The 10031-nt window shown below is 70.5% G+C and carries 8 protein-coding genes and 1 pseudogene; 6 read left to right on the plus strand and 3 right to left on the minus strand.

Annotation, left to right across the window (positions count from 1 at the left end; translation table 11 throughout):
• Positions 1-67 precede the first annotated feature (67 nt).
• Positions 68-514: a hypothetical protein gene (locus ABZ484_RS37340; protein ID WP_358870403.1), complete on the plus strand. Its 447-nt coding sequence runs from the start codon at positions 68-70 to the stop codon at positions 512-514.
• A gap of 137 nt (positions 515-651) precedes the next feature.
• Here the strand turns inward: ABZ484_RS37340 and ABZ484_RS37345 are convergent, their stop codons facing one another.
• The 3 genes from ABZ484_RS37345 to ABZ484_RS37355 all read right to left on the minus strand — a co-directional run bounded on the left by ABZ484_RS37345 (position 652) and on the right by ABZ484_RS37355 (position 5239).
• Positions 652-1776: a DUF4185 domain-containing protein gene (locus ABZ484_RS37345; RefSeq protein ID WP_358870404.1), complete on the minus strand. Its 1125-nt coding sequence runs from the start codon at positions 1774-1776 to the stop codon at positions 652-654.
• Positions 1777-1979: 203 nt separating this feature from the next.
• Positions 1980-3620 (minus strand): fucose isomerase, encoded by a 1641-nt coding sequence (locus ABZ484_RS37350; RefSeq protein ID WP_358870405.1) that lies wholly within the window; start codon positions 3618-3620, stop codon positions 1980-1982.
• Positions 3621-3760: 140 nt separating this feature from the next.
• On the minus strand, positions 3761-5239 hold the full coding sequence (locus ABZ484_RS37355; RefSeq protein ID WP_358870406.1) for an FGGY-family carbohydrate kinase: 1479 nt from the start codon (positions 5237-5239) through the stop codon (positions 3761-3763).
• Between the two features lie 278 nt (positions 5240-5517).
• On the opposite strand from ABZ484_RS37355, the gene ABZ484_RS37360 reads away from it, so the two are divergent.
• The 5 genes and pseudogenes from ABZ484_RS37360 to ABZ484_RS37380 form a co-directional block, all read left to right on the plus strand.
• The gene (locus tag ABZ484_RS37360; RefSeq protein WP_358870407.1) at positions 5518-6609 is read left to right on the plus strand and encodes a glycoside hydrolase family 172 protein; all 1092 of its coding nucleotides are present in this window, start codon (positions 5518-5520) and stop codon (positions 6607-6609) included.
• A gap of 45 nt (positions 6610-6654) precedes the next feature.
• Positions 6655-8079 (plus strand): sugar ABC transporter substrate-binding protein, encoded by a 1425-nt coding sequence (locus ABZ484_RS37365; RefSeq protein WP_358870408.1) that lies wholly within the window; start codon positions 6655-6657, stop codon positions 8077-8079.
• The gene (locus ABZ484_RS37370; RefSeq protein ID WP_358870409.1) at positions 8076-9041 is read left to right on the plus strand and encodes a sugar ABC transporter permease; all 966 of its coding nucleotides are present in this window, start codon (positions 8076-8078) and stop codon (positions 9039-9041) included. Before ABZ484_RS37365 ends, ABZ484_RS37370 begins: the two co-directional genes overlap by 4 nt.
• Positions 9031-9888 (plus strand): carbohydrate ABC transporter permease, encoded by an 858-nt coding sequence (locus ABZ484_RS37375; protein WP_358870410.1) that lies wholly within the window; start codon positions 9031-9033, stop codon positions 9886-9888. Before ABZ484_RS37370 ends, ABZ484_RS37375 begins: the two co-directional genes overlap by 11 nt.
• Before the next feature lie 49 nt (positions 9889-9937).
• Positions 9938-10031: pseudogene (locus tag ABZ484_RS37380) on the plus strand (hypothetical protein); the annotation flags it as partial.

Here is a 10031-nt window from a genome sequence, read left to right on the forward strand (position 1 = left end):
CGCTCACGGACGAAGGAGTCGTATGCGCAGATACGTACGTGTGTCGAGAGCACTTGGGGTGGCGCTTGTGACAGGGGGTGCCCTGCTGGCCTGGGCTCCGGGGGCCGACGCGGCGACACTGGCGACCCCGGACGCGCCCCGCCTGCTCAGTGCGACCGTTTCCGGCTGCCAGGCCCCCTGCGCGCCCGGGGAGTCCGGTCAGGTGGCCCTCACCTTCACCGACCCGGCCGTCCCGGCCGGCGAGACCATCGGGAACAGGGTCTACGCCGACGGGGTGCCGGTCGACCCGATCGCGAGCAGGAGTGGCAGCCCTGAGGTGCTCTACTTCTCTATCTGCTCCGGGATCCGCCGGCCGTTCGAAGGGTGCCTGACCCAGCAGCAGGTCGACGCGGTGCGGGGCGGTGAGGTGTTCACCGTCACGGCGAGGGCCTACGCCGGCAACCCCGACGACGGGACCGCACAGGTCAGCGCCGAATCGGCACCGAGCAACGGGCTGGTACCCACCCAGCAGTAGCGGCCGCGGCCGGGAACCCACCGCCGCACCGGTCCTGACCGCCCGTACCCCGCTCGGGTTCGGGCCGTGGTGCGACGGCGGGGTTCCCGGCCGCGATCGTCGGTTCGGGCACTGAGGAAGGTGCCCGGGGAACGTGCTCAGAAGGCCAGGCCGTTGATCCTGTACTGCATGACCCGGTAGTTCTGGGCGTCGTACCACTGGCTCACGGTGATGTCGAAGTCGCCGAAGGTGGACCCGGGGACGATGAAACCGCCGTACGGGCTGGCGACCGCGTTGCCCGACTCGTTGCCCGGAGTGGTCGGGACGATGATGGTCTGCTCCGGGGTGGTGAAAAGATTGCTCGTGGGGAGCGCGAAGATCTGGGCGCGCATCGACAGGGGTTCCATGTTCAGCCAGGTCAGGGCGTACTTGCCGCCCATCGCCCGGAAGCAGATCTCGCCCCAGCGACGGCGGCCGGTGATGGTGGTGGGGTAGTTGCCCCAGGCCCAGGCGCCGTTCGCGTAGCCCCATGGCTGGTACGCCGCCGGGTCGCCGACCTGGCCCTGGCGGACGCGGTGCAGCAGGAGGTCGGAGGCGACGTCCCGGTTGAACACGGTCGACAGGACGTAGCAGTAGCCGTCGTCCGCGACCGCGTACGTCTTCTGCTGGAACTGGCCGCCGTACTGGTCGCCGGGCCACTGGCACAGGTACTGCCAGGTCTGGCCGTTGTCCGTCGAGCGCCAGAAGTCTGAGTGATGGGTCTGGTAGAGCACGCCCCGCATCAGATGCATGTACATCGTGCCGCCGATCGTGAAGACGTCCGACGGGATGGCGGTGGTGTTGTTCTCGTGTCCCTCCGGGACCAGGCCGACGGCGTGCGCGCCGCCCACGCTGTCGTCGATGACCAGGTGATCGACGTCGGGGTGGCGTGCGCGCAGGCCCACCGGGGCCCGCCAGTCCCGGTCGCCCACCCCGGCTCCGTCGAAGGTGTCGCCGCAGACGAACAGCAGGGTGCCGTCGGGGCAGCGGGCGGGGATGCCGAGGTCGGTCCAGGGTGCGGCGAAGGCGCCCGTCTCGGCGGGGCCGGTGAGGTTACGGATCTTGGTACCGGTGATGGCGGCGGTGCTCGCCGCGGCCGGGCCGGCGCTGATCCCGGTCGCGGCCACGCCGAGGCCCGCGGCGAGGACCGTGCGGCGGGCCGGGCCGGGGGACGCCGCCGAAGGGCCGGAGCCCGGGTGCCGTGACCTTGGGTGCCGTGACCCTGAGTGTTGTGAACCTGTCATACGAAGCTCCTCGGAGTCGTGGGGGTTCCTGGTGCGCTCGGTCGGTGGTTCACGTGCTGGTGCCCGGTGTCCGGCCCGTGCGCGGGGCGCGGACCGGACACCGGGAGTTCTGCGGGCGGCCCCGGCGAGCGGGTGTCCGCCCGCTCGCCCCGGCGCCGTGGGCCGCTACGACCGCGGCGCCGGGGCCGTGGGTGTCCGGGTCCCTACGACCGCGGCGCCACGTCCCCGCACAGGTGCACCTCGACGCCCAGCTCGGCGAAGAGGGCCGCCTTGGCGCGCAGCGCCTTGTCGGCGGTGGCCGCGTCGGGGGCGTAGGCGACGTTGAGGTGGTTGGCGCGGTGGCGGGCCATGAACTGGTCCCGGGTGACGCCGTGCAGGACCGCGTGCATGATCGGCCACTGGTGGTTGGTGGCGTCGAGGCGGCGCCGCGTCTCCTCCTCCGGCAGCTCGACCGCGCTCGCCCGGCCGAGGTCGACGTGCAGCCGGCCGTCCATCAGGAACACCCGCGACCAGACGATCTCGCCGGGCTTGGAGACACCGCTGAGGGTGCCACCGCCGAGCGGGAAGAACATCGGGGGCTGGCGCATGCTGTACGACTTGTCGTAGCCGCCGTTGTGGGAGGCGGGCACCGAGCCGGAGATCTCGAAGACCCAGACGAACCGGCCGTCGTACTCCTCGCCCCAGCGGATGTCGTGCAGCGTGGTGGCCGGGTCGAGGCCCATCGCGGTCCAGATGCGGTTGGTGACGAGGGAGTCGACGGCGACGCCTTCGTCCACCTCGTTGAAGTGCGGCAGCGGCGCGCCCGCGTAGAGCTCGCGGGAGCCGTCGCGGCTGAGCACCGGCGGGCGCTGGACGTTGTTGAGCAGGCCCTCGGCGAGGTCGCTCGCCGGGACGGTGTCCTTCAGGCCCTGCTGGTACTGGATGCCGACCGCGTCCAGCCCGAAGTCGTCGGAGATGCGCAGCGCGGCGATGTACATCTTGAACTGGCTGAGCAGCTGCGCGTCGGTGAGTTCGGTGGCCTCGTCGGTGCCGGTGTGGAAGGTCATGCCGGCGTCGTCGAGCCAGGCGCGGACCGCCTGGGCCTCCTCGTCGGAGACCTTCTTCATCTCGGCGACCAGGGCGCTCTGCGACAGGCGCTCCTTGTAGATGCCGAGCGGGTTGAGGAACTCGTCGTCGATGATGGCGTTGTACATGCCCATGCAGCCCTCGTCGAAGACGCCGATGATCGCCTTCTCCTCGCGCAGCCGGCGGGCGAGGGCCACGCCGAGCTCGGTCTCGGCGTCCTCGGACAGGGGCGGCAGGGGCCGGACGTGGCTGGTGTCGTGGGTGAGGGTGCCGGTCTCCAGCCAGGTGCGCAGTCCGTCGCGCGCCCAGTCGTCGGTGAAGTCGGTGCTCCACAGGACGGAGTAGTCGCGTCCGGCCTTGGTGAGGCTGCCGGCGAGGTTCAGCAGGCCGACCAGGCCCGGGAACTCTCCGCTCCAGTTGGCCACGACCAGGATCGGGCCCTCGTGGCTGCGCAGGCCCGCGAGGACGTGGTGGCTGTACTGCCAGACGGCCTCGACGACGATCAGCGGGGCGTCCTTGGGCAGGGTCTTGAAGACCTCGATGCCGGCGCGCTGGCTGTCGATGAAGCCGTGGCCCTTGGCCTCGTCGACCGCGTGACCGCGGCGCACCTTCCAGCCGAGGTCGGTCAGGGCGGCGGCGAGGTCGCTCTCCAGCTTCTCCTGGGTGGGCCAGCAGGTGACGTTGGCGGCGGGACGCAGGTCGCCGCTGGCCACGGTGTAGACGGTGTGCGGCTCGGCGGCCGGCGGCCGGTTGAGCTCGGGCAGGGCGTACGTGGTCATGCGGTCTCCGTTGGGGGTCGGGGGTGCGCAGAGGCACGGCCGGCCATGCGTCTTCGCCGGGCGTCAGGGCTTCTGCGGATGTGTCGCGCCCGTGACGTGCACGGGCACATGTCTGTGTCTGTGTGGACCGGGGCTGGCCGTCAGCGCTCCTGGAGTGCCGCCAGCGTGTGGACGGCGTCCGCGGTGTCCGGGTACAGCCGCCGGTAGAGGGCGTACAGCGCGTCGTAGCGCGCGGTGTTCTCGGCGCGTGGCGTCACCGTCTCGCGCACCGGGTTCCAGTCGTCGACGGAGGCGTCCTGGACGAGCTGGGCGGCCAGCAGCGCACCGCCGTAGCTCGCGCCGATGGTGATGGTGCGCAGTTCCTGCGGGCGGCCGGTGATGTCGGAGACGATCTGTGTCCACAGGGAGCCCTGGGTGCCGCCGCCGACGGCGACCACGCGGCGGATGTCGCCGCCGGCCTCCTCGATGACCTCGACGTTGTGGCGGACGCCGAACCCGGTGGCCTCCAGGGCGGCCCGGTACAGGTCGCCGCGCGTGTGGGAGAGGGTCAGCCCGGCGATGACGCCGCGGGCGTGCGGGTCCATGACCGGGGTGCGCTCGCCGGAGAAGTACGGCAGCATCAGCAGGCCGCCCGCGCCGGGGCCGGACTCGGCGGCCTGCCGGGTGAGCTCGGTGTGGTCGGCGCCGTCGAACAGGTCGCGCAGCCAGTTGGTGACGGCTCCGGAGGTGGCCATGCCGCCCGCCAGGTTGCGGGTGCCGGGCAGGGCGCCGACGGTTCCCCACAGGGACGGGCTGGTGAGCGGCTTGGGCACGGTGTGCACGAGGAACATGGTGGTGCCGTACATCAGCATCAGATCGCCGGTGTGCTGCGCACCCACGCTCAGTGCCTCGGCCCAGGCGTCGATGGTGCCGGTGGTGACGGGGATGCCGGCGGGCAGTCCGGTCTCCCGGGCGGCCTCGGCGGTGAGCGTGCCGGCCGCCTCGCCGGACCAGGCGAGCGGCGGCAGTTCGATGCCGGGGGCCACCTCGGCGGCCCAGGGGCCGTACCACTGGCAGGCGTGCGTGTCGTAGAGCGGGGTGCACTGGCTGGCCGAGTGGTGGTCGAGGACGTAGGCGCCGGTGAGCTGCCGGACCAGCCAGGAGCTGGGCATGTAGAGGCGGCGGGCCCGGGCGTAGAGCTCGGGCTCCTCCTCGGCGACCCAGGCGATCTTCGGCCCCGCGGCCTGGGTGCTCAGGGCCGAGCCCGAGCGCCGGATGATGTCCTCGGCGCCGAGCCGCTCCTCGATCCGTTCGATCTGGCGGACCGAGCGGGTGTCCACGCCGTAGAGGATGGCGGGGCGCAGCGGTCTGTCGTGCTCGTCGGTCAGCAGGACGCAGGGTCCCATGCCGCTGACGCCGACGGCGACGACGGTGGTGTCGGCGGGCCCGGTCAGCTCGCGGGCGAGTTCGGTGAACTCGCGCCACCACACGGAGGCGTCCATTTCGAAGTGGCCGGGTCCCGGCCGGGCGGGTCTGTGCTCCCGTACGGCCGAGCGGATCAGGGCGCCGTCGAGGCCGACGAGGACGCCCTTGCTGCTCGACGTGCCGATGTCCACGCCGATGACTGCGTTGCGAGGCATGTCCAGGACCATCGCAGAAATCGATTTCAGGGTCAAGAGTCCGCACGGCAGGAGCGGTTTCTCCAGGTAAGAGGCCTTGACCTACGCGAGGTCTGCGCCCCGAAACGCCCGGGAGTCTCACCTCTTGACACCCCTGGGGACCCCCTCTACGTTTCGGTGAAATGGATTTCAGAGGTGTTCCACCGCGTTGTCGGGCCGCCTCGCTCCTTCCGCGCCCCACGGTGCCCCAGCCGGCCCGCGGCGCGCGCCCCCGTACTCCACCATGAGGGCAAGACACGATGACGACCTTTGGACTCGACGGCATCTCCCGCAGGACGCGTGCCGTGAGCCGTTCCATCAGCGCCGAGAACTTCACCGGGGCCAAGTCCGGCGGCGGCCGCGCCACGGAGGGCACCGGTGCGGTCGCGGCGAGCCGGCTGGGGCCGGGCTGGAAGATCTCCCCCAGCATCGACATCGCCGCCGGTGAGACGGCGGTGCTCGCCGACATCGAGGGCCCCGGCACCATCCGCCACCTGTGGTGCACCACCGACCCGCACACGGCGTGGCGCGGCACCCTGCTGCGGATGTACTGGGAGGGCGAGGAGGACCCGGCCGTCGAGGTGCCGCTGGGCGACTTCTTCTGCAACGGCTGGAACACCTTCAGCCAGGTCTCGTCCGTGCCGGTCGCCGCCAACCCCAACGGCGGTTTCAACGCCTACTGGCCGATGCCGTTCCGCCGCGCGGCGCGCATCACCCTGGAGAACCTGACCGCCGAGAAGGTCACGCTCTACTACCAGGTGGACTACGAGCTGGACGAGGTCGGCGACGACGCCTCGTACTTCCACGCCCAGTGGCGCCGCAGCCACCCGGTACCCTTCGGCGAGGTGCACACCCTCCTCGACGGAGTCACCGGCGCCGGCAGCTACGTCGGCACCTACCTGGCCTGGGGCGTCAACAGCCCGGGCTGGTGGGGCGAGGGCGAGCTGAAGTTCTACCTGGACGGCGACGACGAGTTCCCGACGATCTGCGGCACCGGCACCGAGGACTACTTCGGCGGCGCCTGGAACTTCGACGTCCCCGGCCAGGGCTACACCGCCTACACCACCCCGTACCTGGGCCTGAACCAGATCCTGCGCCCGGACGGGCTGTACCGCAGCCAGCAGCGGTTCGGGATGTACCGCTGGCACGTCCTGGACCCGATCCGCTTCTCCGAAAACCTGCGCGTCACCGTGCAGAGCCTCGGCATCGGCCCCGGCCAGGGCAACGGCCTGCCGCACCGCTACCGCCACACCAGCGACGACATCGCCTCCACCTCGCTGTTCTACCTGGACGCCCCCTCCTTGGCGTCCCGTCCGGCCACACCGGACCTGCTGACCCTCGAAGTCGACTGAACCGCTCGTCTCCCAGCCCCATCCCACTCCGACAGGAGCGCACGCATGCTCCAGCACGGCAACGACGCCGAGCGTCCCGCCAGAGAACTCGGCACCCCGGCCGGCGTCCCGGGCGCGCCGGGCCGCGGCTTTCCCTCCGGCACCTCACGCCGCCGCTTCCTGACCGCGACGGCGGGCGCCGGGGCGGCCCTGGCATCCCCGGCCCTGCTCACCGGCTGCGGCACCGCCCAGGCGAAGGGGGGCAACCTCCAGTTCTGGAACTTCTACGGGCCGCAGCGCTCGCCCGACCCGGCGATCAACGCGCAGTCCAAGTGGTTCACCGACATGGTCGCCAAGTGGAACGCCACCCACAAACAGCAGATCGACCTGGTCTACGTGCCGCAGCAGACCTACCTCAACGGATTCAAGGTGCCGTCCGCCTTCGCCACGGGTGAGGGCCCGGACGTCTTCCTGCTCTCCCCCGGCGACTTCCTGCGCTACTACAACGGCGGCGTGCTGGCCGACCTCACTCCGTACATGGAGAAGGAGGCCGTCGACGACTTCGGCACCGCGCTCGACAGCCGCAAGGTCGACGGCAAGGTCTACGCCCTCCCCATGGAGGTCGAGCCGCTGGCGATGTTCTACGCCCAGGACGTGTGGGAGAAGGCCGGCCTGTCCGAGGCGGACATCCCCACCACCTGGGACCAGATGCTCGACATCGGCGACAAGCTGCGCACCAAGTCGCGGGCCGGCCTCGTCTTCGAGACCAACCCGGGCTACTACCAGAACTTCACCTGGTACCCGTGGATGTGGCAGGGCGGCGGCGACGTCCTGGACCGGCAGGGCGATGTCGCCTTCGACTCCAAGGCCACCCGCCAGGCCCTGGCGTTCTGGCAGGACGCGGTGCGCCACGGCATCACCCCGCGCACGCTCCCGGCGGCCGGCGACGTGATCGGCGGCTTCAAGGGCGGCAACGTCGCCCTGTGGCAGCAGGGCATCTGGAACGTCTCCAGCTTCAAGGCGTTCGCACCCGAGTACAGGTACGGGGTCTTCAAGCTGCCGGTGCCCCCGGGCGGCAAGTACGTGACCACGCTCGGCGGCTGGTCCTTCTGCGCCAACGCGCAGGGCCGCAACCCCGACGCGGCGGCCGAGTTCTGCGTCTGGGCGCTGGGGTCCATGAAGGACGACTCCGTCAACCGGATGGTCGACTGGTGCGTCGGCGCCAAGTCCGACGTGGCGCCCCGCGCCAGCGCCCTGGAGCGCGGAGCGGCCAAGGGCGGCTACGACTCCGAGATCATGAAGAAGTTCAAGGACGAGATCTTCCCGGGCGGCCGCGCCGAGCCGCGCTATCCCCCGGTCGTCTACAAGGCGATCTCCGACGCCATCCAGGGCACCATGCTCGCCGGCCGCGGGGTGGCCGGCGAGGCGGAGCGAGCGGCCCGGTCCATCGCGGCCTACACCAAGAGCTACAAGGGGGCGAGCCTGATATGAGCAGCGTCGCCGCACAGGAGGGCCGGCGCACCGCGGTCGCCCCGGCCCAGGCACCCGCCTCGTCCGGCGGGCGCGGGCTGAGCCGCAAGCACCGCGAGTGGCTGGCCGCCGGCCTGTTCCTCGCCCCCGACGTGCTCGGGCTGCTGGTCTTCGTCGCCGTCCCGATGGTGCTCTCCGTCGGTCTGAGCTTCTTCCAGGTCAGCGGCTTCGGCAGCTACGAGTGGATCGGGCTCGGCAACTACCGGCGGATGATGAACGACCCGCTGTTCTGGGACTCGATGAAGATCACCGGCGAGTACGTGGTGATCCTCGTCCCCGTCCTGTTCTGCGTGAGCCTCGGGCTCGGCCTGCTGGTCAAGCAGAAGCTGCCGGGCGTCGGGGTGTACCGCACCGCGCTCTTCCTGCCGTACGTCATCAGCCTCGTGGTGGTCGGCGTGCTGTGGAAGTTCCTGCTGGACGAGCAGACCGGTGTGGTCAACCGCGCCATGCGGGCGGCCGGCTTCGACGGCGAGTCCTGGCTCGGCAGCCCGTCCCTGGCCCTCGGCTGCGTCATCGCCGTCATGGTGTGGGTGATGATGGGCTACTACATGATCATCTTCCTGGCGGGGCTCCAGGAGATCCCGAAGGAGCTCTACGAGGCCGCCAAGCTCGACGGAGCGGGCCCGTGGACGACCTTCCGCACGATCACCTGGCCGCTGCTGCGCCCCACCAGCTTCTTCGTCCTGCTGATGTCGACGGTCGCCGCGATCACCGGCGGTCTCGACCTGATCTTCGTCCTGACCAACGGCGGCCCGGCCAACGGCACCTCGCTGGCGATCTTCTACATCTACCAGCAGGCCTTCGGATTCGGTGAGTACGGCTATGCCTCGGCGATGGGCTCGTTCCTGGTGCTGATCATGGTCGTCATCTCCGCGGTGATCTTCAAGTTCACGAGAGGCGGGAGGTTCGACGATGGCGAGTGACGCCATGGCGGCCCAGGCCACCCCACCGGCCGGCCGGCGCCGGCTCACCTCACGCACCGGGCTGACGGCCCTGGCCGTCGTCCTGTCGCTGATCAGCATCTTCCCGGTGCTGTACATGGTCACGTCGTCCTTCAAGACGCGGGCCACGGTCACCGACGGGAGCCTGATCCCCCGGGACTTCACGTTCGACAACTTCGTCTACGTCTTCACCGAGGTCCCGTTCGCGCGCTATCTGTGGAACAGCTTCTTCATCTCCGCGGTGATCACCGTGGCGGCGCTGTTCTTCCACTCGATGGCCGCCTACGCACTGGCCCGGCTGCGCTTCCCGGGCCGTGAGAAGCTCTTCGGCGCGATCTTCGCGACGCTGCTGGTCACCGCGCCGGTGGTGCTGATCCCGCTGTTCCTGGTGGCCCGCCAGCTGGGCCTGCTCGACAGCTACGCCGGCCTGATCATCCCGGCGATCTTCAACGCCTTCGGCATCTTCCTGCTGCGCCAGTTCTACCTGGGGCTGCCCAAGGAGCTGGAGGAGGCGGCGATCGTGGACGGCTGCGGCCACTGGCGGGTCTACTGGAACATCGTCCTGCCGATGTCCCGGCCCATCCTCTCGGCCCTGGCGATCTTCTTCTTCCTGGCCAACTGGAACGCCTTCGTCTGGCCGCTGGTCGCCACCAACGACCAGTCCCTGACGGTGGTCCAGCTCGGCATCGCCTCCTTCCAGACGCAGTACGGCTCCAACTGGAACTACATCCTGGCGGCGGCGACCGTGGCCGCGCTGCCCATGCTGGCGCTGTTCTTCGTCTTCCAGCGGCAGATCGTGGAGTCGATCAAGACGTCCGGTCTGAAGTAGCGGCACGGTAGGCGAGAGGGGCGCCGCACCGGTCATCCGACCGGTGCGCGTCTGCGCCCCGCTCTCCGTGGGCGCGCTCGCCTTCCTGCCCGGGCTGTCCATGCGCTTCGCGCGGCTGCCCATCGGCTTCGCGGCGCCGAACC

Origin of the sequence: Streptomyces sp. NPDC006393, from assembly GCF_040628575.1 — a bacterium.
Taxonomy (GTDB): Bacteria; Actinomycetota; Actinomycetes; order Streptomycetales; family Streptomycetaceae; genus Streptomyces.